The following is a 25,483-nucleotide window of genomic DNA, read 5'->3' as shown; positions in this document are numbered from 1 at the left end:
GGTGGGAAGGTCTCGTCAACCCGGCGGGCCGCGCGGCGAACAAGGTGGTGATCCCGCGCCGGAGGTAGTCGTGAGGGCGGCGCTGCGTCCAGGGCGGCGGCCGGCGGGTTCGTCGCTCGAAGGTGGGCAGAGTCTCGCGGTCGACAGTGACAAGACTCCGAACGCCGGGCCTCCGGATCCGATGCTCCGATCTTGATCACTGGATCGAGGAGCAAGAGGAAGACACCTCTAACGTCGAGGTCGCCGCGCACGTAGCCGTGCCGGCTAACGGACCGTGCGCGGGAGACTCGCTTTCTGCACCCACAGCCGCGCCACCGAAGTCACCCGATCACTCCGCGGCGGGCTGCCTCGACCGTTCGCGCAGTGCTGACCGGCGGCCGGCTCGACCGGGCGAACGGGTTGCTATGCCTTTGCTCGTGGTGCTCGCCAGTTCCGCATCTCGCGCCGAGCGCTGCCGCCCCTCGTCCTGGTCCCAATGCGCATGAGAACTCACTTCCTGATGGACAAAATCCACTCGTCGATCAAATCGAGTTGGGCCTGGATTTCCTTGATCAGCTGCTGGGCATCCTTGGCTCGCACATTTATGGTGTTACCGAGATCTACTCTCGTCATGCCCTCGTAGGGAGGGTTCAAGTCGTCGCAAAGGCTTTCTATCTTGGCGTCCAAGATCAACTTGAGAAACGTTGCCGACGAACCCGTCTCCTTATCTGCGCTTTCGTAAATGTCATCACTTTCATTGAGTGAAGCACTCTCGTCGCCCTCATCCTCGACGTCGCTTTCATTCCAGCTGGTGACAATATCAGAGGAATCGTATTCGTACTCTGAACTGTCAGACTTCTGGGGTGTCCAGTCTGAAACCGTGCCGACTTTCGACCGGAGATTGTGCAGCAGTTCCACGAGCTTGCGGCGATAGTCAGTGCTTTCGTGCCACGTGACCAGAAAGCGCCAAGTCGAGCTTCGCATCACCCGGGCCCGCACTTCGTCTTTGCTTGCATGCAGGAGACGCAGTGCGGCGGAAAGCTGGTCGGCCGTTGGGCTGATCCTGGGTGATTCCCGCACTGAATACAGCAAGTTCTTATCCTGAGAAAGGATGGCACTTGCGGTGGCCTGGTTCATGGCGCACAACTTGATGTACGCGGAGAGCGGATTGACCCTCACCTCCTCTATGAATTGCTCATATGCGGCCACTATGTAATCATGGATTCGTTCTTGTTCGACGTTTCTCGGTGGGTTGGTACCAAGTTTTTGGGCTTTTGTATCAGCTCGGCACCCGTAAAACAGGATGTACTCTTCTGTGACGACATTGAAGATCCCCGTGCAGTCAGGACTGTGTAGCCACGCACCTTGCCTCTCGACGTATTTCCAGCATTTATTCGGATCTGAGCAAATTGCCGATACCGGAATGCTTCGGCCGGCGGTGTAAGGAGTGCCGGCAGCTAGAATCATGTAATGCTCGTCTTCCTTGATCTCGTCATCGCTGAGCGGCGTGAGCTTTATGTTCGTGAAGGTATCTCCGGCGGACAGCTGCTCTGCTGTCGAGAAGTCTCTGTAGAGTAGCAGGCGGTACATTTCGTCGGTCCGCAGTATCTTTCCGTTTGGCGTGAACATGACCAGTCGTCTGCCTTTTGGGACAAAAGTGTGATTACTGTCCAGAGTTCCATGTCCGAAAATAGCGGCCACGCCGTCGATGGTCGAGTCATCTTCCGGTAATCCTGTTTCCGGTAGTTTATGCACGGCCATTTGGCGCGATTCGCGATGCAGATTCCAGTCCATGCTAAAGTGTTTGTAGTATTCCAGAATTTCGCGCAGCGCGTCCTCTTTCGAGAATATCTCAGTTCCGCCGATAAGGGGCGAGAAAAACTCGACAAAGTCGTGAGGTGTCACTGAAGCGAAAAGGTTGTAATCGATGTCAAACTCTTGTCCGGTTTGTTCAGAAATCCACCAGGCAAAAGCTGGACCTATGACCGAGTAGTCGTTAATTGACTCGTACGTGGACGGTAAGTACGCGTCATATTCGGAAATATAGTCAGTCCAGTGGCTCATGCAAACCTCCACGAGGCTAGGCGTCGTCGATGGCGAGTACAATCGAAGGAAGAACCCGGCGTCTCCACACTGCTCGATCGAGCAACATGCGAGGAATCACCCGAAAAGCGTAACCCGCGATAGATGGTGGATACCGCGCGACGACTCATTCGGGCGCAACGGGCGTGCGTTACCTCGGGTTTGCCGGAGAATAGCGAGTTAGAGAACATGCGCACCTTCCCGGGACCGCGCGCGGTCAGCGAATGCTTGAACAGGGGTGACCAGCGGGTTCGGAGGGCGCCGAGCGTCCGGAACACGTCAAAGGCGGCATAAACCGTCATACCGTAGTCCTTGACGAGGTCATGCTTGGACAGTCCGAAGCAGTTTTCGGCCCACGCGGAGCGTTCGGTGTGGTCGAGGAAGACTCGCGGATCCGTCACTGGGACACTTCCCTCGCGCTGAGGCTCTGTCGGAAAGATAGTTCCGCCAACGTCGTACCGGCAGATCATCCAGCCGGTCCGACCGAGCACTTCGCGTGCCCGTAAGGGCAATCCCGCAAGCACCCGGGCTGCTGATCTGGAGGGGCGAAGCTGCACCAGGGACGCTTTGTCGCGTTTGGGGGTGTATCGAGACAGCGGTCGGGCTGCCGGAACGCACGCGGACCATGCAGGATCGCACTATTCGGTCCTCGACGACGCTCCGGCGGCGTGCAGATTGTCCGCATACTTCGGCATCCGAGGCTGAAACCGGTCAGGGAGGAGTCGATGCTCCGGTAGTTCACACAAGGGCGGTGCCGGACCCGGGTGTGTGTTGGCCGGGTCCCGCACTCGCGGGTGGGGATGGTGTGTGGGGTTACCTGAATTGGAAGACGGCGGTGTGGTCAGTGCCGTCGTTCAGTTGCAGGTGGAAGGTGCCGCAATCGCCGGCCCAGGCTTTGTTGGTCTTCCACACGTAGGTGTAGGTGTCGGTGGTGGCGTCGTAGCTGAGCCCGGAGTTGCTCGCGGTGTCAGCCGTGACGTCGTTGAGCTGGGTCGTGCAGGAATCGTAGCTGAAGGTGGGCGAGCCGGCGGCGAGGATGTCGAGGCCTTGGTCGCCGCCCAAGCTGAACTTGATCGGAATAGCCTGGCCGGCTTTGGCGACATTGGTCGCCGGGAGGTTCTGAACGGGCGACTGGAAGCCGGTGAAGGTGTAGGGCAGTTGGTAGGTGATCGTCACCTGGCCGTTGTCCCCTTCGTGGCGGCCGCTGGTGCCGATGCTGACGCTGCCCGCCGTGGTGTCCGCGTAGCTGGAACCGCCGCCTCCGCCACCCGCACCAGAATGTGATTTGGCACAGTCCGCTCCCCACTCTCCACCGCTGCCGCCGCCGAGGTAACCACCGCCCCCCGCGCCGCCGGTATGGCTGGGCGCTGGTGAATTGGCGCCGTGGTCGTCCCACGCAGTGGTCCCGATCTGGCCGGCGCATGGTCCATTGGCCGCGGTGCCGCCCGTTCCCGGACTGGTCGTGGTGGCACCGCCGCCACCGCCGCCTCCGGTAACGCTGGGACAGTTTCCGCCCGCGTTGCCGTTGGCGCCCGCGTCACCACCGTTACCCCCCACAACCGCGGACGACGGCAAACAGAGTCCATTTTCGCCGCCGCCTCCGCCGCCTCCAGCCACAATCACGCGTGCGCCGTTCCTGCCCGTCCATGGCCTCCATGGCCGCCGTCCGCGACGATCGTCAGGCTGCTCACCCCGGTTGGCACATGGAACGTGCCGTCCGCACTGTAGATGGTCGTCATCGTTGCTGGGGAGGCTGCGGCGAGGGCCGGGGTGAACGGGGCCACCGCCAACGCGGTCGTCAATCCGCCTGCGGCGAGCAGCGCGCCGGGTCTGCCGGCACAGTGGGTTCTGGTTCGGGATGAGGTAGGTGACATGAGGGAGCCTTTCACGGCCGAGGGGGACGCTGAGGGTGACGAAGCCCCGGAGCTGACCCGATCGGCCCGGGGGCCTCACTTGCAACGCACTCTGAGATTCAACCGCGGGCGCCGCTCAAACAAACTGCCCTGCCGTACTGCCCGGACAGGCAAACCGCAGTCAGCCGCGCAGACACAGCGAGGAAGACGTCAGTCTCCGGCCCAGCCATGGCTGCTTGGCCGGGCAGTCACCGAGCTGTTGACGTGGACATCAGGTTTACGAATTGGGCGCAGTTCAGCACGGCGGGTAGTACGCCGTGATGAGCTGACCTTCGCCGTGCTGCTGAGTGACGTTGTGATGGCCGATCTGAACCCCGGGATCGGAGCTCTGCTCGCCTGCGAGGCCACCCAGCCAAGCATCCGCCTCGGCGACGCAACTCAGGCAGCCCGCCACCGGACTGTGCGCTCGATCACGGCCACCGCCGCACTTGTTGGCCGGGTCGCGGGACCGACGTCATAGCTTGTCGTGGACCGCGAATAGACCGCGCTCGGCCGACTTTAGCCGCGCGCCGCCGGTTGTTGCCGGACGACGCAAGATCGACTCCTATTCAGGTTTCACCTGGTCAGAGTTCGTTTCTTGCTGGTCGCTGAGGGTGCCCCCGGCGCGGTTCCGTCCAGAACCCCACGGCGTGACAAGGACTGTGAGCTGCAGTTTTCTGGTGTCGTGGAGATCGAACGGCATCGACGGGGCAGCTCATCATGACGTCTTTGAAGCCGGAGAGTGAAAGGCTGTCACTTTGGGTGCAGTGCGTGTCTACGACCCTGGTGGCCCTGGGGGCAGCGTATGCCTCGTACCGGCACGGTCGGGACTTTGCTCTGCGCTTCGGCGCTGATGCGGCGACCGCGGCGATCTGGCCGTTGATCGTTGACGGGTTGCTGACGACGGCGACGGTCGAGCTGTGGAAGCCGAGCGGTGGACGGCGGTGGGCTGCGTGGGCAGCGTTCGGCTTCGGTATCTTACTCTCGTTGTGTGCGAACGTCGGCTCGGCTCCGCGGCTGTCTGTGTTCTCAATCGTGGTGGCGGCATGCCCACCGCTTGCTCTGCTCTTGGCAGTCGAGTTGTTGAACCGGGCACTGAAGCGTCATCGAGGTAGCGGCCGACTGCTGGAGGAAGGCTCGCAGGGGCGTGAGCTCGCCGACCGCCCACGGCTGGCAGCTCACTCTGCCGATTTGCATCCGGAGCTAGCCTCGCGGTGCGAGAAGTCTGCTGAGGAGCTGATGTGGGCGTACTACCTCGAGGAGCAAGCGGCTGGTCGAACCCCGACCGGCGCCGATCTTGATCGAATCGCTGGCACGAACAACTATGGGCGGCGGGTTCTGCGGCGATGGCGCGCCAGTGGTCATGGCCCCGACGGACGCGCAGCGTCGCGGCCTACGGCCGGACAGCGCCGGTCAGGTCTGACAGAGAAGGCCGCGGAGGACGAGCGAGGGGAAGTGCTGCAACCCGCCGGTTAAGAGTTGTGGTCTAGCTAGGCGTCCGGCCTGGTCGCCGCGTTCTGCGTCGGCGTCCGTGCAGTGGCTCCACGGGGGCACATGCTGCGAGCTGCTGGTCGCCGGTGGGAAGCCCGCGCTGGTCGCCAAGGTATGGCTAGCTCTACCTTCACGAGGTGGACTTGAGCGGATTGTCATCGCAGTGACGGCACGCCAGACTGGGTGGGGAGTGGGACGGGGTGATCGGGCTTCCGCCTAGGACTGGGGTTGGAGATGAGCGGGCTGGGCGCGCTTTCTGGCGAAGGATGCGATCTGCCGGCGCCGCTGGCTCGTTTGGCGCGGGGTCGAGGAACTGGCCCCACTTCTGACCGTTCTCCTGGGCTGTTACGGCGTGAGTTGTACGGCGGTGGTGTGCGGTCGCCGATCGGCTGCAGGAGGTTACCCCTCGTCAGCACCTGCGTCCTGTCGACGACAGGTAGCACTCGATAACGGGACTTAGGGGGAACAGCAATGCGTCGTCAGATCGTTTCGGGCCTGCTTGCCGCCTGTACTGCTCTCTCGGCGGTCGCATGTGACCGTTTCGCCGATGTTGGCTGCGAGAAGAAATCATGTCATTTCGACGTGTCCAGCGGAGGTAAAGTGGAAATCGGTGGGCATGAACTGCAGGTGCAAAAGGTGGGGCACAACTCTGTGACGTTGCTGTCGAACGGGGTCAGCATATCCCTGGTTCAGGGCATGAACGTCGACTTCTTAGGATATCACCTTCGCCTGGGGCAGGTCAATGGAGGTGAGGCGAATCTTGAAGTCGTCCGGGACTAGCTGGCGTCCGGGTAGGCGGTGGCGCGCGCTTCATTACGCGCGCCACCGAGGGGTGTCAGGCTTCCTGGTCATTCGGCCATCCGTGTCCGATCGCTCCAGTGGTACACGGCGACTTTTTCGAAGCCGTCATCAACGTACTCGCCGTGGTGTACAAAGTGCTCGTAGCCGCCGTTGAAGACGATCTTCACCGGTTCGCTCAGATCCGCCACGAGCCTTGTGCGTGATTCCTGGGGAAGGTGCTCGGGGCCGCCGATAAGGGAAACTTTCACGGCCGACATCAGGTTCTCCTTTTCGGATCGTGTCTGCGCCGGGAGGAGCCGGCAGTTCTGGTGAAAGGAAAAACTTGGTCCGTCTCATGGTCTTCGCTGGTATGACGTCGGGCAAGACCGTCGAAAGGGTAAGGGGTGCTGCAGGGGGTCTTCGGCGGTCAGTCCGCGAACGCCGTTCCTGCGGCTACGGAGCCGAGCAGTTTGATTACGGAGGGAGCGTGGGCTTTGAGGTAGAAGTGGCCGCCGGGGAAGGTTCGCAGCGTGAATACGCTGTTCGTGTGGCTCCTCCACGCGCGGACGTCCTCGAGGGGTGCCTTCGGATCTTCGGCGCCGGTGAGCGCATGAATCGGCGCTGCCAGCGCAGGGCCCTCGCGGAACCGGTAGGTTTCGGCCGCCTTGTAGTCGACCCTGATGGCGGGCAGCACCATGCGCAGCAGTTCGTCGTCGCCGAACACTTGCGCGTCGGTGCCGCTGAGAGCTTTCAGCTCGGCGATCAGCCCCTCGTCGTCACGCAGGTGCACGGTTTCCCGGCGGTGGCGTGATGGTGCCCGCCTGCCGGAAACGACCAGCGCCAGCGGAACGGTTCCGTCCTGCTCCAGGCGTCGCGCGACTTCGAACGCGAGCGTCGCACCCATGCTGTGGCCGAAGAGGGCGATCGGGCGGTCGAGCCAGGGGCTCAGCTCTGCTCGCACCGCGTCGGCGAGCGCGTCGATGCTGTCCAAACCCGGTTCGTGTCGCCGGTCTTGCCGTCCGGGATACTGTACGGCGAGCACCTCGGTCTTCGGGGAGAGCGCCCGTGCCACCGGGAAGAAGTAGCTCGCTGAGCCACCCGCATGAGGGAAGCAGAGCACTCGGTTCGAGGCGTTGTCCGCGGGATGGAACCGGCGTATCCACAGCCCGTCGTCGCGGGGTGTTTCCCTCACGGCAATGTCCTTCCTCTGCTTATGTCCGGTATGGCGGGACCCACTTTCTTGGGTTCGACCCTGGACGCGCCCGTGCGGGCGGTCAACCCCTGAAGCGGGTAGGGGTCCCCCTTGTCCACCTCCGCGGCATCAGCGGCTTGCTCGCGTGGCTCCGCTTTTACCTTTCTTTAATCGCTTCCGTGTATTGGCGGCGTGGCGCCGCCCGGTTGACTTGTCGCCTCTTGACCACGGCTTACCGGTTCTGGGTAAACTGTCCACTGTCGGGTAAGGGTGGATGAAAGAGCTGACGACGCTGTTGCACCAAGATGGTCGTGGGGGTTCCGGGCATGGGCAGGCTCGGTCTCGGTGTTCCACAGGCCGGTGCGCCTCTGACGCGGTAACGAGGCCGCGATCCCGCTACAGGTGGAGCTCTCGATGTACTGGGCGCTGGAGTTCCGTCGGGTGATTCGAGGCGTCATCTGAAACTTCAGCATAAGTTGAATTAAACGATGTGTTCGGGGTCATGGGGGGAGCCAATGATGCTTGTCGAACGCGAAGAAAATTTGGCGAGACTACGAGAATGCTTGGCCGGCCGGATGGCCGGGCGGGGCCAAGTCGTGGTCGTCACCGGCCCGCCCGCAACGGGCAAGACGATACTGATGCGAACGATCAGCAAGGAAATCATCGAGAGCGGCATGATCCTGCACGCGGCGACCGCGTCGGCGGCCGAACAGGACCGCCCGTTCGGCGTGCTTCGCCAGCTGTTCCCGGGCTTGTTCACCGGGGACTGGGCGGCCCCGCCGGGTCAGCAGAGGCACGATTGGCAGCCGGTCTTCGACCTGCTCTCCGACGAAGCCGCGGGGAGACCTGTGGTGGTCACCGTCGACGACGCTCAGCACGCCGATCTTCCTTCGCTGGAGGGCCTGCTTTACCTTGTCCGGCGACTAGGGTCGCTGCCGGTGCTGCTGATGCTCAACGAGTCTGTCGGCGCCTTCGCGCTGCCGACCCGGTTCCGCGTCGAGCTGCTTCGCCAGCCATGGGTCGCCCGCATGCGGCTCGCTCCCATTTCGTCCGACGGGGTGGCGTCACTGCTGAACGCGGAGATCGGCTCGAGCGCCGCGGCCGATGCAGCCATGCTCAAGGCAATGACGGGTGGCAACCCGCTGCTGGTGAGCGCGCTGATCGAGGATTCCGCAGCCGGGGGACAGGTCATCAGGCCGGGGGAGGCATTCGAGCACGCGGTGCTCACCTGTGTTTCCGCCGGTGGTCATGAGACGGCCGAGGTGGCAAGGGCACTCGCCGTGCTCGGCACGGCGGCGTCGCCGGTCACCGTGGCCGGCCTGGTCGATCTCCCGATCGAAACCGTAGCCCGCGTTGTGCGGCTGCTCACCGAGGCTGGGCTGGTCGTCGACGGCAGGCTCCGGCACCCCGCGCTGTGCTGCGCGATTCTGCAGAACGTCGATCTGGCGCACCGGGCTTCGCTGCACGCCCGTGCCGCCCAAACGCTGCACGATGAGGGACACGACGCGCGGTCAGTCGCGAGCCACGTTGTGCCGAGCAACCTCGAGCGCACTCCGTGGATGGTGTCTGTCCTGGTGCGTGCCGCTGCTGGCGCGCGGGTGGTCGGGGACTACGAGTTCGCCCTGCGCTGTGTCCAGTGCGCGCTGAACGCCGTCGAGGGAGACCGTGAGCGGGCCGTTCTGCTCGCCGACCAGCTGAAGGTTCAGTGGGACATCAACCCCAAGTCGGCGAGGCGGCTGCTGAGCGGCGTCGTGGCTGTCGCCGGGCACCTTGGCCCGGCGGATCTCGGCTTCCTGGTGCGAAGCCTGGTGTGGTACGGCCGGATGGACGAAGCGACCGAGGTGCTCGGGAGGCTCGGCGCTGCCCTTGACTGGTTCGACGACCAGGAGTTGGCCGAGGTGCGGTCCATCCGCCTCTGGCTGCGGATGTGGTGTCCGGCGCTGCTCGATCGGTTCGGTGCCGAACAGCTCCGGCGGCAGCGCACGGCGACGACCGGCCGGCCGCTGACCGCGCGCCCACCCACCGCCGAGCCGCTCGACCCGCTCGGTGACCTGGGGACCGCCCTGCGCCGCGCGGAAGACGTCCTCGGCAGCACCACCTTCGGCGCGGTGTCCCTTCCCGCCCTCCAGAACGCCCTGCTCACCATGGTTTACGCGGGCCGCGCCGACCTGGCGGCCGACTGGGCGGAGAGGCTGATCGCGAAGGTCGGCAGCGCGGCCACGCGTGCGGCGGTCCTCCTCAACGTGCGGGCCGAGATCGCGCTCAGGGTGGGAGATCTGCCGGACGCGATCGGCTATGCCCGGGACGCGCTGCGGCGGATTTCGCCAGAGGGCTGGGGCGCGGGTATCGGCGCGCCACTCGCGGTGTTGGTGTGCGCGCACAGCCTCCTGGGCGAGGTCGACGCGGCGGCGGAGTGGCTGGCCCACGAGGTGCCCGACTACCTCTACGAGACGACCTTCGGTCTGATGTACCTGCGGGCCAGGGGGGTGCTCCAGCTGGCCGTGGGGCGGCCGCGTGCCGCGTTGCGGTCATTCCTCCAGTGCGGCGAACTCGCGATCAGCTGGAAGCTGGACCTGCCGGGCATCGTGCCGTGGCGCACGGATGCTGCGCAGGCCTACCTGGAGTTGGGGGAAGCCGGCCGGGTGAGCCAGCTCGTCCGCGAGCACTTCGAAGCACGCGGCGGCGGAGGCCGGATGCGTGCCACCGGCTTGCGGCTGATGGCGGCGGCGACCGAGGGCCGGCAATCCCTGACCCTGCTGCGTGAGAGCATCGAGCTGGCCGAAGCTGTCCGTGACTGGGTGGAGCTGGTTTCCGGGCTGATCGCGCTGGGCGAGCGGCTGTGTGAGGTCGGGGAGCTGGACAAGGCGAGCGCCCTGGTCAGCCGAGCCAAGTCGGTCGCCGAGGAACACGGTCTCCGGCCGCTGTCCGAACGGCTGCTCGACCGGGTCGATGTCGGGCAGGCCCCCGACGAGCACATTCCCGAAGCCGCCGAAGCGCTTCTCAGACTGTCGGACGCCGAACGACGGGTGGCGAACCTGGCTGCGCTGGGCAGCACCAACCGGGAGATTTCGCGGAAGCTGCACATCACGGTGAGCACCGTCGAGCAGCACCTCACCCGTATCTTCCGAAAACTGAACGTGAGGCGCCGGTCCGAACTCCGGCGGGTGCTGAAGACCGACACCGCCGACATCGCGCTCGCCTCTTGCCACTGAAGCGTGCGGGGCGGCCCGGGCTGCTGTGTCCGGGCCGGCTTCGGCCGGAGCAAGAGGTTCTGCAGGTTCCCTCCCGGCTGACCGAGCAACCTTGCCGTGCAGCAGCGATGCCACGACCGGCTTTCCGGTCGTGGCATCGCCGTGCGTGCTTCCGGAATACCGGTCCGTCCCGGGAAGCGGAACGGAGCCGCGCCCGCCGCACCGGCCGGGAGTGCCCACGGGTTATTGGGGTTCCGCGCCCCGGACACCGCGGCGTGTGCCTGTTACGAACGCCGATTTCGCGTCGTGGTTCACTCCCCGGTCCGCCCACCCGTTCTTGTGAACTACCCGCGCTGAACGGCAACGAGATTCGCCGCCCTTGCCGTGCGGCGAAGGGCGGCGAATCAGGTCGGAAGCGCCTGTGCGGTAGCGCCCGGCCGGGTCTTCGCCCGGGGGTCGCTGCTGGCTGGTGGCTGGTCATTGGTGCAGCGGGACCAGGTCGTTGCGATTCAGGCGAAGCCCCTTGCGGGCCAGGTTCCAGCGACCGTAGCGCCTGCTCACGATCTGGATCAGCACGATCGCCACGATGAACTGGATCAAGGTCAATCCGGGGACGGAGTCGATCGGGAGCATGTAGGCGAAGGTGATGCGGACGATCCCGTCCAGCAGCAGGCCCAGACCCCAGATGACGTTCACGCCGCGCATGGTCTGCCGGATTTCCGGCGAGTTCGCCCAGTTCGCTTCCCATTTGGCCACGCCGGCGGCGGACGGCTGCAGGTTCATGATGCCCTGGAAGATGGCAGGCCGCCGGGGGGTCGTCGCCAGCACGAACAACCCAATCACGCCGGTGACGACCCCGCTCTTGGCGAAGATGAAGCGGGGATCTCCGGTGACCAGCGTGAGCACGGTGCCGATGACGAGCATCGCGATCGTGAACATGGCGATCGCGTCGGGCTTCCCTTCCTTCATGAGCTTGTACAGAACGGAAATGATCGCGGGCACGACACTGATCACCAGCGCCACGAGCGGAGAGAACTCGAGCGCGCGCAGGCCGTAGTACAAAGCGAGCGGAGCGCCTAGGCCGGTGATGACCGAGATGAGGAACTTGCGGCGCGCCGCGGCGGCGTGCAACTTTTCTTCTTCGGTGGCATCGGCCGGAAACTCCGGAGCCTGCTGACCGTCGGTCGTCGCCTTACGCGGGTTGGGGTGGTTGTTTCCGTCGGTCACTTTCTCCAGCTCCGATCCTCTGAGTTCCGGTGGGACGTGCCCCGGCCCGGCCATTGAAGGCTAAGGGGTGGTGCGCGCGGCGGCAATGCGCCTATCTCTCTGATACGGGTGGGGTTAGCTCCACCCTGGCCGGCCCCATCCGCGCCGACGGCGGCGGTGACTCCGGCGCTCCCCGCGGCCGGCTCCTGCCGCTGAACTGCGACTTCCGCGAACCCGCCCGGACGGCTGGTTATCTGGCTGCTTTCGCGAAGAAGTGTGCCCGGCAGTCCGATCCCAGCAATGTGAAGAACAGTGCCAGCAGAACCACGCCCTGCAACGTCTGGGCAGCACGGGTCCAGTCCGGAGAGCCGCCGGCGATCACCAGGTACGCCATCGCGATGCACCCGCCGAGGGTGAGTACGAAGAGCCGGACGTAGGTGCGGCGGCGCCTCAGAGGCAGGCTTCGGGCGATCCTCATGTAGACGACGGCCAGCGCGACGACCACGCCCAAGCGGATCCAGGTGAGCTTGGTCAGAGTGTCACGGGTTTTCTCGACGTCTTTCGGCGGAGCCGGCAGGTGCGCCAGCTGGTAGTCGACGACCTCCTGGAAGTGGAGGTACGTAAAGACACCGACGGCCAAACTGATCGCGAGATTGAGGTACATGAGAAAGACCACACGCCGTAATGCTCCCTGAGAGCCGCTGGGAATGGTCACAGTTTCATCCTTTGGGTACACGGACGCGCGGATTGCTTGCACATCGAACGGCTGGCGGTGCTCGGCCGGTATGCGCGTCAACGGCTCGGAGCAGCACCAATCTAATCGCCGGCCGGACGTCGCGGTAGTGGAGCTGACGGGAGTTCCGGGGTGGAGTTTTGCCCCACCCCTCAGCGCACCGGCCTCCGGCTGGCCGGCGCCGCGATGTGCCGTGTGGGCCGCGGACACCGCGCCAGGTGAGCGCCGACTGTAACGGGAAGAATAGGTTTTTTGGGGGGCCTGGGTGAACTCAGGACAAGCATCGCTATCCAGGGAAGGGCTTGGCGCGCTGAGCGGTCGCCGCTCGCTCTGCGAGGGTTCCACCCACGAACGGATGCCTCGGCCGCCGGCACGGGCCAGCGGCGTCGAAACGGGGTTCAGTGTGGGTCCTGGCCAGTGGCAACGCTTCGCCCTCGCGCTCGGAGAAGTTCGTGCCGTTGGCCGACACGTTGACATGAACCGGACAGAGGTAGGTTCGCCACCTGGGATCCGATGCCGGCGGAGTCCGGCGCAGCGGCCGCAGATGGTGGTGTGCTCGTGGGGAGGGGAAGCCGCGCAATGCCCGGCGCGTCGCCGAACCGCTGCCGGCCTGGCTGCCGTCGCCGAGGCGGGCACTGGCGCACGCCTACGGGAGAGCGCTCGCCGGGCCGTCCTCGGCCTGCCGGACTGGCAAGCGGCTGGCGGGAAGTCGAGCGCATCGTCGCCGGAAATCCTGGCCCGCGTTCGCGCCGCGGGCCGGCTGACATGTGCCGAATCACGGTCACCTCCAGGGACCGGATCGTCGAAGTGGTGGGAGTTCTCGAGCTCGACCGGGCCGACGGGCCCAGCGACACCAGTTCCGGACTACTGACCGAACATCGACGCGTTCGGAGGCTGGGTGGCGAAAACCAGCTCTGCCATACGCAAACTCGGAATGACGAAAGAAATGCTGATCGCCGGGGCTGCTCCAGTCGGTGGATTCCAGGACGCTGCCTGGGCTCGATCCGGAGCGCACCGACGGCCTGCTCGCCGGTGCGGCGTGGTGCGGGAGTACTCGATCGCATCACCCGGGGAGAAGCTGCGCGCGAGCTTGCTCTTCGCCGTAGCCGGCGTCCAAGCCGGACCTGGTCGGCGTGCGGAGGTTTCACGCGTGCGCGCGTCGGTGGAATCCCAGCACGCCGGCCAGCCCGGCGACCGCGAGGACACCGGTCAGGACCGCGATGGCCGGCAGCACGGTGATCGCTGCTTCGTCGGGCAGCAGTGCGGCACGAAGTCCTTCTGCCACGTAGGTCAGCGGGTTGACCGCGCAGACCGCCCGGAACCACGGTATGCCCGCCAGCCGGTCCAGCGGGAAATGGATGCAGCCGGTGAACGCGAGCGGCGGCAACGCGGCACCGAACACTGTCATCACCCGGCAGGGAGTCACCAGGCTGCCGAGCGCCAGCCCGGTCGCCGCGCCGGTGAGCGCGCCGAGCAACAGGATGCCGGACGCGGCGGGCGCCGAGGCGAGCGGCCACTGCACTCCGCCCAGCGCGACGAACCCGGCCGGCACTACCAGCGCCGCACTCAGCAGCCCGCGGAGCGCGCCGAGCAGGACCTTCTCCAGCGCGATCAGGCGGGTGTCCAGCGGTGCCAGCAGGCGGTTCTCGATCTCCCTGGTCCAGCTGAAGTCCACGGCGAGCGGTAACGCCGTCCCGTGCAGCGCGCCGATGAACGCACTCGCCGCGACGAGGCCCGGGAAGAGGACGTTCGCGTAACCGCCGCTGACGTAGCCGAGATCGGGGAGCAGCCTGCCGAACACGAAGAGCACACTCGGTGGCAGCAGGAGCGTCCGGGCCAGGAATTGCCGCCAGTGCCGGACACCGGCTTCGATGTCGTTCCTCAGCATGGCCAGAAAGGACAGAGCGCCGGCAGACAAGCGTACGCGGGCGGTCATTTAAGATCCTCCATCACATCGGCCAGCGTCACCTGGCCGCACAGCGCGCTGATGGTCGTGACACCGACGTAGCCGAGTACCTCGACGGCCTCCGCCAGCAGCCTCGCCGGATCTTCGTCGCAGCGCAGTCGGAACCGCAGCGTCGTGTCTTCCGCCGGGGACCGCTCGACGGCGCGGACCGACCGCATCCTGCCCAGCATCGAGGCCACCTCCTCGGCGCAGACACCTCGGAGCTGCACGGTGAGCACCAGCGTCCGCGGCCGATCGATCAGGGTGGCGGGTTTGCCCGTCGCCACCAGCTTGCCCCGGTCGAGCACGGCGACTCGGTCGCAGATGCCCTCGATCTCGTTCAGTTCCCGAGAAGCCAGCACCACCGTCACACCCTCTCGTTTGAGCTCGACGATCCGGTCGCGCAGGAAACCCCGCGCTGCCGCGTTCGTCGCGCGGGGCTCGTCAACGAGCAGGACGCGTGGATCGTGCATCAGCGCACGGGCCAGCATCACCCGCAGCGCCTCGCCCGGTGTGAGCGAGCCCGCTCGCGCATCGGCCACGGGCCGGAGTTCGAGTGATTCGAGCAGCTGGTCCGCGCGGCGCTCCCGGACCGGCCGGGAGATGAGGTGATAGGTCGCGTGAGCGAGCAGGTTCTGCCGGGTCGTCGCGGCAGGGTCGAGCGTGGTGTGGCCGGGCAGCAGTGCGAGCGACCGCCGGGCCAGGACCGGGTGGGCGGCCACGTCGGTCCCGCCGACCAGCACCCGGCCGCCGGTCGGCCGCAGCCGGGTGGCCAGCACGCCGAGAACAGTGCTCTTGCCCGCTCCGGCGAATCCGAGCACCCCGAACACTTCGCCAGGCGCCACCCGGAAACTCACCCTGTCGAGCGAAGGGGACATCGCCTGCGGGAACCGCTTGACCACCGCGGTGACCGTGATCGCGTCGCTCAACACTTCGTCGGCCGGGCGTTCATCGGGCCCCCTCGGGCGGAAATCCAGCCGGTGCGGAAAGACCGGGCCGAAACGAGTCGTTTCGACGGTAGCGGGCACCGGAAGGCCGTGGAAGGCGGTCCGGCGAGGATAGGGGCTGCGGTTGGCGGTACCCCTATTTTCGGCGCCGCGGGCGTTGCGGGGCCCCTGAGAATCAGCGCGAACGTGGGGCGGGCGGCGATGCCACGAGGTAACATGCGCCCGCCGGGTCCGAATGACCCGGCTGTGCTGGGGGCACTGATTTCGCCGCTGTCCGGGACGTCGCCGCGGTGGTCTTCGGGCAAAGACCGCGCCGGGCCGTGCCGGGGCTGTCGGGCTTGGCGCATTGGGGAATTCGATTTTGTTTGCGAGCGAATCATGGAACGATCGAACACACTTTTCGGCAGACCGTCTCGGCGGACCGCACTGACCGCGAGTGGCGTGGGGCTGCTTATGACCGTTGTCATGGCCGCGCCGGCCTCGGCGCAGCAGGGTGACGGTCTGGCCTCGACCCGGGCGAGGGCACAGGAGCTGGTCGCGCAGATGACCCTGGACGAAAAACTGTCCTTCGTCACTGGTGCTACCGATCCGAACTCGCTCGGTGAATCCGGGTACATCCCCGGAGTGCCGAGACTGAAGATCCCGCCGCTGAGGTTCGCCGACGGTTCGGCGGGGGTCCGGCTGGCCAAGCACGCGACCGCGATGCCCGCTCCGGTCGCGCTGGCGTCCTCCTTCGACCAGAACCTCGCCACCCAATACGGTGCCGTGCTGGGCAAGGAGGCGCGTGCGCTGGGCCAGGACGTCGTGCTCGCCCCGATGGCGAACTCGATTCGGGTGCCGCAGGCAGGGCGCAACTTCGAGACGTTCAGCGAAGACCCGCTGGTCAGCTCGCGCACGGCGAGCGGTGAAATCACCGGCGTGCAGAGTCAGGGCGCGATGGCCACGATGAAGCACCTCGCGGTCAACAACCAGGAAACCGATCGCCTGACGCTCGACGCCGTCATCGACGACCAGACGCTGCACGAGATCGAGCTCCCGCCGTTCAAGGCCGCGGTCGACGCGGGAGTGGCTTCGGTAATGTGCGCCTACAACAAGGTGAACGGCACGCCGTCGTGCGGCAGTCCGGAGCTGATGAACGAGATCCTCCGCCGCCAGTGGGCGTTCCAGGGCTGGGTTCTGTCCGACTGGCAGGCCACCGCGTCCACCGACGCAATCACCAAAGGCCTGGACCAGGAGATGCCCACCGAGAAGTTCTATGGCGGGGCACTGAAGAATGCCATCACCGCCGGTACCGTCCCGTTGTCCACTTTGGACACCGCGGTCACCAGGATCCTCACCCAGATGGCGCGGTTCCATCTGCTCGACGATCCGGCCCCGGCCCGGCCGGTGCGGGACGCGGCCGATGCGGCGAAGGTGGCCAAGTCGGTCGCCGAACGGGGGTCCGTGCTGCTGCGGAACGTCGACGGCATGCTCCCGCTCACCGGGGCGAACGCGAGCAGCATCGCGTTGATCGGTCCGGCGGCGAACACTCCGAAGATCGGTGGCGGTGGCAGTTCCCAGGTCGTGCCGGACACCGCGGTCGCGCCGCGGCAGACGATCAGCACCCGCGCGGGCACCGGCACGGTGTCCTACACGCCGGGCATCGACCTGGTCGGCACGCCGATCCCGGCCGCGTCGTTCACTCCGGCGCCGCCGTTCGCGGCGGACGGCACGGTCCGGCTGGCCGCCGACGGCTCGACCGACTACCGCGGCAGCCTCACCGTTTCGGTCACCGGCGACTACCGCTTCACCATGGGAGTGTCCGGCAGCGGGCTGGCCCTGCTCACGCTCGACGGTACGACCCAGTTCTTCACCTCGTCGGTGCCGGGCATCATGCGGCTGCACCTGAACGCCGGGTCCCATACGATCGGCATCACCCGGCTGCCCGGCGTCGGTTCCGGCGACCTCCAAGTGGTTCCGCGCTGGGTGACCCCCAACCAGGTGCAGGAGTTCTTCCAGCCGGCGGTTGAGGCGGCGAAGAAGGCGAAGACCGCCATCGTGTTCGCGTCCGACGACGACGCCGAAGGCACGGATCGGACCACGTTGACCCTGCCCGACTACCAAGACGAACTGATCGACGCGATCGCTTCGGCGAACCCGAACACCGTTGTGGTGCTGGAAACCGGATCGGCGGTGACCATGCCGTGGCTGCCGAAGGTCCGGTCGGTGCTGCAGATGTGGTACCCCGGTCAGGAGGGGGCGGCTGCTGCGGCGGCGTTGCTGTTCGGCGACTCGGAACCGGCAGGCCGGCTCAGCCAGACGTTCCCGACCGCGACGGATGCCACCGCGATCGGCGGCGACAAGCGCCGGTTCCCTGGCGTGGACAGGCAGGTGCAGTACTCGGAGGGCATCTACACCGGTTATCGCTGGTTCGCCGCGCAGCAGGTCAAGCCGTTGTTCCCGTTCGGGTTCGGGCTGGGCTACACGAAGTTCGCCTACAGTGACCTGAGCACCGTCTGGAATGGCCAGACCCTGGTGGCCTCGCTCACGGTGCAGAACATCGGCGATCGCACGGGATCCGACGTGCCCCAGGTGTACGTCGGCCCAAGCCCGGCACTCCGGATGCCGCAAGCGGCTTTCTCACTGGCCGGCTACACGAAGATCACGCTGGCCCCCGGGGCGTCGACCCGGGTGAAGATCACCGTCGACCCCGCGCAGCTGAGTTCGTGGAACTCGGAGACGCGGTCGTTCCAGCTCGGCACCGGCAGCAGGACGGTGTACGCCGGACCCTCGTCGGCCGACCTCGTGCTGCGCCAGAACGTCTCGGTGGGCGGAATCGGCACGGGCAGCCGCTGAGAAGCTCCGTTCGTGCGGGCCACGTCAACGCGGCCCGCACGAACGGGTTCACCCGCCGCGCGGGCGGTTGAGGTACGCGAGCACGGCGAGGACCCGGCGGTTGTCGTCGTCGGACACCGCCAGCCCGAGCTTGCCGAAGATGTTGGCGGAGTGCTTGCTGACCGAGCCTTCGGTGATGTGGAGGCGGGACGCGATCGCCGCATTGGACCGGCCTTCCGCCATGAGTTCCAGCACTTCGAACTCGCGCGAGGTGAGATCGGCCAGCGAGGTGGTGCGTTTGTTGCTGGCCAGCAGCTTGCTGATCACCTCCGGGTCCATCACCGTCCCTCCCGCGGCGACCTGGCGCACGGCGTTGATGAACTGGGTGCCGTCCAGCACCCTGTCCTTGAGCAGGTAGCCGACCGCGCCGGCCTCGTCGGTGAGCAGTTCCCGGGCGTAGAGCTGCTCGACGTGCTGGGACAGCACCAGCACGGGCAGGCCGGGCGTGCGCCGCCTGGCCTCCAGGACGATCCGGAGACCTTCGTCGGTGTGCGTCGGCGGTAGCCGCACGTCGACGATCGCGATGTCCGGGGTGTGCTCCTGCAGCGCGCGCTCGAGCTCTGGCCCGCTCTCCACTGCGGCGATGATCTCGCAGCCCTTGGCCTTGAGCAACGTGCTGATCCCGTCGCGGAGCAGGAAGAGGTCTTCGGCGAGGACGACTTGCATCGTTGGCTCCAACGTGGTCGGGCGGTCACCACGGGTGAGTCTACTGGGCAGGTGCCGTGCTGGGGTTCCGTAGGGGTTGGCGGTGCCATCCCGGCCGCGTTGGGTGGAGCCTGGGTGTCCTGGCCATCGGCCCGGACAGGAAACCACAGGCGACCAGGGGGATCTCCATGCCCGTTCCGCACGTCCGTCCGTTGTTGTTCGCCAGTGGTTCGGAGGCGGGCCGGATCAATCCGTTGCTGACGATCGCTGCCGAACTGGCCCGCGGGGACGGCGCCCCGCTGGTCTTCGCGTCGACCGACGACCGCCGCGCCGACATCGAGGCGCTGTCGCCGGCGTTGCCGAAGGCCATCCGGTTCGCCTCCCTCGGTGAGCCGGACGCCCGGCACCTGCCGCGTAACTGGGACGAAGCGATCTTCACCGCGATGACCGGTCCGTCGCGGGGCCGGGCCGCCGCCGACTACCTCGGCCGGGTGATCGACGCCGAATACCTGCAAGGCATGTACGATCGCGCGCTGAAGGTGCTCGACGAGGTCGACCCCGCGCTGATCGTCGTCGACCAGGACGCGCCGTACGTCATGGATGCGGCCCTGGCCAGGGGCATCCCGTATGTGATGAGCGTGCCCATCCCGGTGAGCGTGGTCTACGCCGAGCGCGTGCCCGCCGACTTCCCGAAGGCGTTCTCCGGGCTGCCGAGGAAGATGACGCCCGCCCAACTGGAGGAGAACGCGCGGTTCGAGCGTGAGCTGGGCGAGGCGCTCACCGCGTCGGGCAAGCTCGGTGAGTTCTTCAAGGCGCGGCTGGCCGGCGGCTTCCGGAATCCCGCCTGCGTTTCCTCCGCCTACGCGGACGAGGCCGTGTCGGTGCTGGGATTCTCCGTCTTCGGCGTGGAGTACGAATTTCCGGATGTGCCGGCCAACGTGCACATGATCGGCGCGGTCGTGCCCGAGCCGTCCGGTGAGCGGACCGCGCTGACCGGCTGGCTCGACGACCACGACTCAATCGTCTACATCGGATTCGGCACCATCATGCGGCCCACCGAAGGGCAGGTCGACGGGATCGTCCAGGCGGTGCGGAGGCTCCCGGGCGAGCATCACGTGCTGTGGCGGCTGCCCGCGTCGCACCAGCACCTGTTGCCGCCGGACTTGCCGGCGAACCTGCGGATCGAGTCGTGGCTGCCGTCGCAGACCGAGGTGCTGGCACATCCGCACGTCAAGGTGTTCTTCACCCACGGTGGCGGGAACGCGGTCAGCGAGGCCAGCTACTTCGGCAAGCCGATGCTGGTCATGCCGTTTTGGATGGACTGTCACGACTGGGCCGCGCGGGTCGTGGACTGCGGGGCCGGCCTGGCCATCCGGTACGCGCCCGAGCTGGACCCCACCGAGATCGCCGAGCGGCTCACGAACCTCCTCACGGACGAACGGTTCGCGAGCCGCGCCGGGTACTGGCGCGACCGCCAGCGCGCCGCGGGCGGCGTCAAGGCGGCGGTCGAAATCATCGAGCACCACGTGGCCACGCAGGCCACGCCGGCCGCGCGGGGCTGACACCCGCGCCGGAAGACTGGAGCAACGCTGTGCGTGTACTGGCCACGGTGAACGCCTCACCGTCCCACGTCCGCAAGTTCATCCCCTTGACCAGGGCACTGGCCGAAGCGGGGCACGAGATCCACTTCGTGACCTCCGAGCCGATGCTTGCCGAACTGGCGCGCGAACCGGTGACCGCGTCGCCGCTTCTGCCCAACGCATACGATGGCCTCGCGGCGCTTCTCAAGGGCATGGCGGCGGCGGAGGCCGCCGGCCACGCCGCCGCGGGTGGCGAACAGGACCAGACCGCGGGCATCAACCTGGTCTTCGGGCTGGGCGTTTGGCGGGAGATCCTGCCGCCGGTGCTCGACACCGCCCGCGAGTTCAAGCCGGACCTGGTGCTGCGGGACGACTTCGACGTCATCGGCTACCTGGTGGCCGAGCAGCTGGAGATTCCGCACGTCGCGATGTCCGGCGGCTCCACCATCCTGCTGGACCCCGCCCGGCTGGCCGACCCGCTCGACGCGCACCGCGAAGCGCTCGGCATCGCGGGCTCGGGCCGCGGCCTCTACGGCTACGGCCGGGTCGACTACCTGCCACCCGAATTGTCGTTCACCGCGCACGCCTGGCCAGTGGAGCTGAGGTTCCGGCAACCGGTGCTGACCCGGCCCGGTGAGGCGCTGCCGTCGTGGATCGCGGACCTGCCCGCCGGCAAGCCACTGGTCTACGCCGCAGTCGGCACCTCGCTGCCGATGCAGGCCAAGCTGAACCGCGAAGGCGTCCCGCTGCCGTCGTCGATCAGGCCCGAGCACGAGGTCGGGCTGATCCTCGCCACACTGTCCGAAGTCGACTGTGTGGCAGTGGTCGCGACCGGGGGCATCGGTGCGGACCTCCCGAAGGCCGAGCACGTCCACGTCGTCGACCACGTGCCCCAGCCGCTGGTGCTGGAGGCTGCCGACCTGTTCCTCAACCACGGCGGGTACAACGGCATCCGCGAGTCGCTGCGCGCCGGGGTCCCCATGGTGGTGCGCCCGCAGGGCAGCGACCAGCCGCGCAACGCCCAGCGGGTCACCGAGCTGGGCGTCGGGGTCGGCGTGACCGGTGACGACCCGGCGACGCTCGCCGAGGCATGCGAGACAGTGCTGACCGACGGGTCGTTCCGCGCGACCGCGAGCGCGGCGCGGCGGCGGATCCTCGCTCTGCCGGGTGTGGAGACGGCGCCGGAGCGGCTCGAGCGGATCGTGAACGGCGCGGGTGTCGCGTGACCCGCGGATCGGCCCGGCACACAGACGAGGCCATCGCCTCGCCTGTGTGCCGGGTCTTGGGGCGCTGCGGCTGGTACGAGGGTCCTGCCGCACCGCCCGCGCACTCCGCGAGCACGGACACTGGGGGACTGCCGTTCCGCGGAGGAGCCTGCCTGGTCAGGCGGTCAGGACGCGTTCGATCTCGTCGGCGGCGCGCGCCGCGCCGCCCGCGTCCCGGGTGAGCTTGCTCAGCACGGCGAGCCGGGACCGGGTGTCCTGGTCGGTTCCCAGCCGGGTCACGGCCTCGGCCAGCCGCGTCGCACTGATCTCGTCGTGCGCGATCTTGACGCCGGCACCGACTTCGACAATCCGGTCGGCCACTGCGTTCTGCTCCGGCATGCGCGGCACCGCCACCAGCGGGACGCCGAAGTACAGCGCCTCCATGGTGCTGCCCATGCCCGTGTGCGTGACGAACACGGCGGCGTGGCGCAGCACCGCCGTCTGCGGCAGCCAGGGGTGAGCTTCGATGTTCGCCGGGAGCTCGCCGAGCTCCTCCGGCCGGACCTGGTGGCCGGTCGAGAGCACCACATGCCACGGCAGGCCCGCGAACGCGTCCACGCAGTCACGGAGGAAGCTGCCGCCCTGGTGGTAGCGCAGGGAGCCCAGGGAGATCAGCACGACGGGCAGGCCGGACGCCGGCGGCGTCCAGCCGTCCGCCTCCGCACGGCTGCCCAGGCACGGCCCGACGAACACGACTTCGCCGTCCTCGAACCGGTCGCTGGCGTACTGGAACACCTTCGGCAGCACGGCGAGGTTCAGCGGCTCGGCCCGTGAGTAGAACTCGCCGACCGGCATGTCGACGCCGTGGTCGGTGAGGAAGCCCGCCAGCCGCGCGCCGAGCGTCTCGGCGATCCCGCTCTCTGCCCACATCTTCGCGACTTCGGGCATCCGTTCCAGGAGTGAGAACCGCTTGTTGACCGCGAACGACGGGAACAGCTGCACCGCGGGGACGCCCAGCTTGACCGACAGCAGCCGGGCCGGGGCCAGCACGGTCGTGTCGTAGAGCACCAGATCGGGCGGGTCGGCCGCGAAGCAGGCCTCCGCCGCTTCCGCGGCGGCCACGCTTTCCGCGAACTGCCCCTCGGACAGCGCGACGGCGTTGTCCCCGGTGATGTCGTCGAGGCCGACATCCGACACGCTGCGGCCGCCTTCGTAGCGCACGACCGCGGCGCCGGTAGCTTCGATCCGCTCCGCGAACTCGGCGGTGCTCACCCAGCTGACCCGGTGGCCGCGGCGGACGAGCTCTTCCACGATGCCGAGCAAGGGCGTGACATGCCCGGTGGCCGCGAAGCTGAACACGGCGATGTGGTCCGATGACACGGGTCTTCTCCTGATCGGGCGCTGGTCAGCCACGCGGTCGGCCGATGTCGGCGCACTGCGGGGGCCCGGCTGTCGGCGCTCCATCCTCGTGTTCCCCTCCCCGGCGCGCGGTCCCGGCGGGCTGCCGGTTCGACGTGACCGACAGTACGGATCGGCCACGGCCGGCGGAACCCGGCTGGGAACCGGAACCGACGGTGGTTAACTCCACCCGGTTACGGGCAACGTCGCCGTGGCGACGGTCGGGCCGCCCGGCGGGCTGGTGATGGTGAAGGTGCCGTCGAACGGGGCGAGCCGGTGGGCGATGCCGTCGAGCCCGCTGCCCCCGGCCGGGTCGGCGCCGCCCCGCCCGTCGTCGGTGACAGTGACGGTAAGAGTCCCTGCCCGCCATGAGAGGGCTATGTCCACGCGGTTGGCCCGTGCGTGCTTGGTCGCGTTGGTGAGCAGCTCGGACACCGCGAAGTAGACGGCCGTTTCGAGCGGATGCTCCAGCCGCCCCGGCAGGTCGACCCGGACACCGACGTCGAGCGGGCTGTCGATGGCGAGGGCGCGGATCGCGTCGGCGAGCCCGCGCTCGGCGAGCACCGGCGGGTGGATACCGCGCACGAGGTCCCGCAACTCCTGCATGGCCTGGCCGGCGGCTTCGCGGGCCTGCTCGGCGACGGCCTTGGCCGCTTCCGGGTCGGTGTCGACGAGGTCGGGGATCAGGTCGAGCTTCAGCCCGATGGCGAGCAGGCGCGCCTGCGACCCGTCGTGCAGGTCGCGTTCGATTCGGCGGAGCTCGGCCGCCTGCGCCGCCGTGGCCACCGTGCGCGTCCGGTCCAGGTGCGCCACCCGCTGGGCCAGCACGGTGCCCTTGGCGGGCGAAAGCATGAGCCTGGCCCACCGGTTGTGCGCCCGGAGCAAAGCGGGTGCCCACGAGATGCCGACGGCAAACAGGGCCAGCCCGGTGGCGATCCCGGTGAGCGGGTGGTGGCACCAGCCCGGCAGCGGGGGCAGCTCCGCCAGCAGCCGGTGCCACGGGCCTGCCGGGTCGTACCTGAGGAACAGCCCGGCGATCGGCCACCACAGCCACGGCCAGATCAACGCGAACAGGGCGAGCAGCGCCGGAACCATCAGCGGCAGCGCGAGCCCGAGCACCAGGACCGGGTCGGTGACCAGCCACAGCAGCTCACGCCGGGAGGCGACGTCCGACATGATCCAGCGCTGGCGCCGGATCTGCACCGGCCGCCGCCGGCTGCGGTAGAGCCGGTTGCCCTCGCGGTACAGGCCGTCGGGACGGGCCACCGGGCCCGCCGGCGGTGGGAGGTAGGCCTCGGGGATGGCGACCCCCGTCCATTCCGTGACCAGCCGGCGGCGCAGCTGCGCCAGCTCGCGGACCGGGGTCACCACGATCTCCCACCACAGCCAGCCGATGCCGAGTACGTGCAGCGGGACGACGCTGACGATCAACAGTGCGGCGACGGCGAGTTCGACGACGGCCATCGCGGCGACGGCGCCGAGCCGGCCGAGGGCCCGGCCGGCGCGAAGCCCGGCGCGGGCGGCGCCCCCGATCCGTGACCGTCCGGTGGGCGCGAGTAACCGCTTCGCCGCCAGAGCGTGCTGGCGGAGCGTTACCGGGCCGAGCACCAATCCGGCGGCGACCAGCGCCACGCCGGACACGACGGCCCAGGCACCCGCCGGTGTCGGTACGACACCGGCCGGAAGCGCGATGCCGGCGCAGAGGAGCGTCGCGGGCACGGCCATCAGCGGCGTGCCGAGCAGTGAGTCGAGCAGCAGCCAGGCGAGGTCACGCCAGGTGGCGTCGTCGTCGACCATCCAGCGCACGGTCTGCCGGTAGCGGGGGATGCGTGCACTGCGGTGCAGCTTCGTCCCGTCGCGGTAGAGTCCGTCCGCATCCGGCCGGGGCGGGGCCGGGGCAGGGGAGTACGGCTCGGGGATTTCGACGCCGGCCCAGGCACGCGCGAGTCGGCGCTGCAGCCCGGTCACCACGCGGGTCCAGCGCATCGACGCCAGGCGAGTGAAGCGCAGGTGGAGCAGGAAGCTCGCGTGGGCGGCGACCACCGTGAGCGCGAGCGCGCCCAGCTCCGCGACGCCGAGCGCGGACAGCGCGAGGCCACGCGCGGGCGCGAGCAACAGCCGTGCCCAGCGTCCCTCTGGCGTAGCCGGATCCGTGCGCACCGGTGGTACCTCCCCTCCGCTCGGTCGTGATCGGCACCCAGTCTGGCAGAAACAGGGATTTGAGCAGCGGTTCGCCGGGGCGGCACCGGCGGTTGCGGGAGGACGGCCGGGTCGGCCGGGCTGCGCGTTCGGTGATCACCGCCCGGACATACGCATTACTCGTCTAGGGGTTCTTGAGGGGTG

At 67.6% G+C, this 25,483-nt stretch carries 17 protein-coding genes; 6 read left to right on the top strand and 11 right to left on the bottom strand.

The features are described from left to right. Positions 1-489: 489 nt before the first annotated feature. A complete protein-coding gene (locus tag BT341_RS44875; RefSeq protein ID WP_143168752.1) occupies positions 490-2,043 on the bottom strand; it encodes a putative adhesin in 1,554 nt (517 codons plus the stop codon). Positions 2,044-2,874: 831 nt separating this feature from the next. Next, the gene (locus tag BT341_RS47510; RefSeq protein WP_143168751.1) at positions 2,875-3,636 is read right to left on the bottom strand and encodes a PxKF domain-containing protein; all 762 of its coding nucleotides are present in this window, start codon (positions 3,634-3,636) and stop codon (positions 2,875-2,877) included. Between the two features lie 1,037 nt (positions 3,637-4,673). Between BT341_RS47510 and BT341_RS34600 the strand changes: the two genes are divergently transcribed. Beyond that, complete coding sequence (locus BT341_RS34600; protein ID WP_072480230.1) at positions 4,674-5,429, top strand: DUF2637 domain-containing protein; 756 nt, start codon at positions 4,674-4,676, stop codon at positions 5,427-5,429. 486 nt (positions 5,430-5,915) lie between these two features. After that, entirely contained in the window at positions 5,916-6,224 is a 309-nt protein-coding gene (locus BT341_RS44865) for a hypothetical protein (RefSeq protein WP_143168750.1), read from the top strand. A gap of 68 nt (positions 6,225-6,292) precedes the next feature. Here the strand turns inward: BT341_RS44865 and BT341_RS34595 are convergent, their stop codons facing one another. Both BT341_RS34595 and BT341_RS34590 read right to left on the bottom strand, forming a co-directional pair. Next, entirely contained in the window at positions 6,293-6,502 is a 210-nt protein-coding gene (locus tag BT341_RS34595; RefSeq protein WP_072480229.1) for a DUF5988 family protein, read from the bottom strand. Between the two features lie 149 nt (positions 6,503-6,651). After that, positions 6,652-7,416: a thioesterase II family protein gene (locus BT341_RS34590; RefSeq protein WP_072480228.1), complete on the bottom strand. Its 765-nt coding sequence runs from the start codon at positions 7,414-7,416 to the stop codon at positions 6,652-6,654. A gap of 488 nt (positions 7,417-7,904) precedes the next feature. On the opposite strand from BT341_RS34590, the gene BT341_RS34585 reads away from it, so the two are divergent. Next, positions 7,905-10,628: an AAA family ATPase gene (locus tag BT341_RS34585; RefSeq protein ID WP_084743104.1), complete on the top strand. Its 2,724-nt coding sequence runs from the start codon at positions 7,905-7,907 to the stop codon at positions 10,626-10,628. Positions 10,629-11,084: 456 nt separating this feature from the next. Here BT341_RS34585 and BT341_RS34580 read toward each other — a convergent pair whose 3' ends face one another. The 4 genes from BT341_RS34580 to BT341_RS34565 all read right to left on the bottom strand — a co-directional run bounded on the left by BT341_RS34580 (position 11,085) and on the right by BT341_RS34565 (position 15,519). Next, positions 11,085-11,834, bottom strand: a complete 750-nt coding sequence (locus tag BT341_RS34580) for a VC0807 family protein (protein ID WP_072480226.1) — start codon at positions 11,832-11,834, stop codon at positions 11,085-11,087. 229 nt (positions 11,835-12,063) lie between these two features. Then, the gene (locus BT341_RS34575; protein ID WP_143168749.1) at positions 12,064-12,528 is read right to left on the bottom strand and encodes a hypothetical protein; all 465 of its coding nucleotides are present in this window, start codon (positions 12,526-12,528) and stop codon (positions 12,064-12,066) included. A gap of 1,162 nt (positions 12,529-13,690) precedes the next feature. Then, entirely contained in the window at positions 13,691-14,434 is a 744-nt protein-coding gene (locus tag BT341_RS34570) for an ABC transporter permease (protein ID WP_177328967.1), read from the bottom strand. Positions 14,435-14,478: 44 nt separating this feature from the next. After that, positions 14,479-15,519 (bottom strand): ABC transporter ATP-binding protein, encoded by a 1,041-nt coding sequence (locus tag BT341_RS34565; RefSeq protein WP_143168748.1) that lies wholly within the window; start codon positions 15,517-15,519, stop codon positions 14,479-14,481. Between BT341_RS34565 and BT341_RS34560 the strand changes: the two genes are divergently transcribed. Beyond that, complete coding sequence (locus BT341_RS34560; RefSeq protein WP_143168747.1) at positions 15,472-18,273, top strand: beta-glucosidase family protein; 2,802 nt, start codon at positions 15,472-15,474, stop codon at positions 18,271-18,273. The genes BT341_RS34565 and BT341_RS34560 overlap by 48 nt on opposite strands. Positions 18,274-18,321: 48 nt before the next feature. On the opposite strand, the gene BT341_RS34555 is transcribed toward BT341_RS34560, so the two are convergent. Next, positions 18,322-18,978 carry a response regulator gene (locus tag BT341_RS34555; RefSeq protein ID WP_072480221.1) on the bottom strand — a complete coding sequence of 219 codons (657 nt, stop codon included), beginning with the start codon at positions 18,976-18,978 and terminating at the stop codon, positions 18,322-18,324. A gap of 167 nt (positions 18,979-19,145) precedes the next feature. On the opposite strand from BT341_RS34555, the gene BT341_RS34550 reads away from it, so the two are divergent. Together BT341_RS34550 and BT341_RS34545 are read left to right on the top strand one after the other, a co-directional pair. Further along, positions 19,146-20,519 (top strand): glycosyltransferase, encoded by a 1,374-nt coding sequence (locus BT341_RS34550; RefSeq protein ID WP_072480220.1) that lies wholly within the window; start codon positions 19,146-19,148, stop codon positions 20,517-20,519. A gap of 47 nt (positions 20,520-20,566) precedes the next feature. Next, positions 20,567-21,763 (top strand): glycosyltransferase, encoded by a 1,197-nt coding sequence (locus tag BT341_RS34545; protein ID WP_084743103.1) that lies wholly within the window; start codon positions 20,567-20,569, stop codon positions 21,761-21,763. Between the two features lie 156 nt (positions 21,764-21,919). On the opposite strand, the gene BT341_RS34540 is transcribed toward BT341_RS34545, so the two are convergent. Continuing rightward, complete coding sequence (locus tag BT341_RS34540; protein ID WP_177328966.1) at positions 21,920-23,122, bottom strand: macrolide family glycosyltransferase; 1,203 nt, start codon at positions 23,120-23,122, stop codon at positions 21,920-21,922. 198 nt (positions 23,123-23,320) lie between these two features. Continuing rightward, positions 23,321-25,300: a sensor histidine kinase gene (locus tag BT341_RS34535; RefSeq protein WP_084743101.1), complete on the bottom strand. Its 1,980-nt coding sequence runs from the start codon at positions 25,298-25,300 to the stop codon at positions 23,321-23,323. Positions 25,301-25,483: the final 183 nt, after the last annotated feature.

This window comes from Amycolatopsis australiensis (assembly GCF_900119165.1).
Lineage (GTDB): Bacteria > Actinomycetota > Actinomycetes > Mycobacteriales > Pseudonocardiaceae > Amycolatopsis > Amycolatopsis australiensis.
Note: the sequence above shows the minus strand (reverse complement) of the source record. Positions and strands in the feature narration are given on the sequence as shown.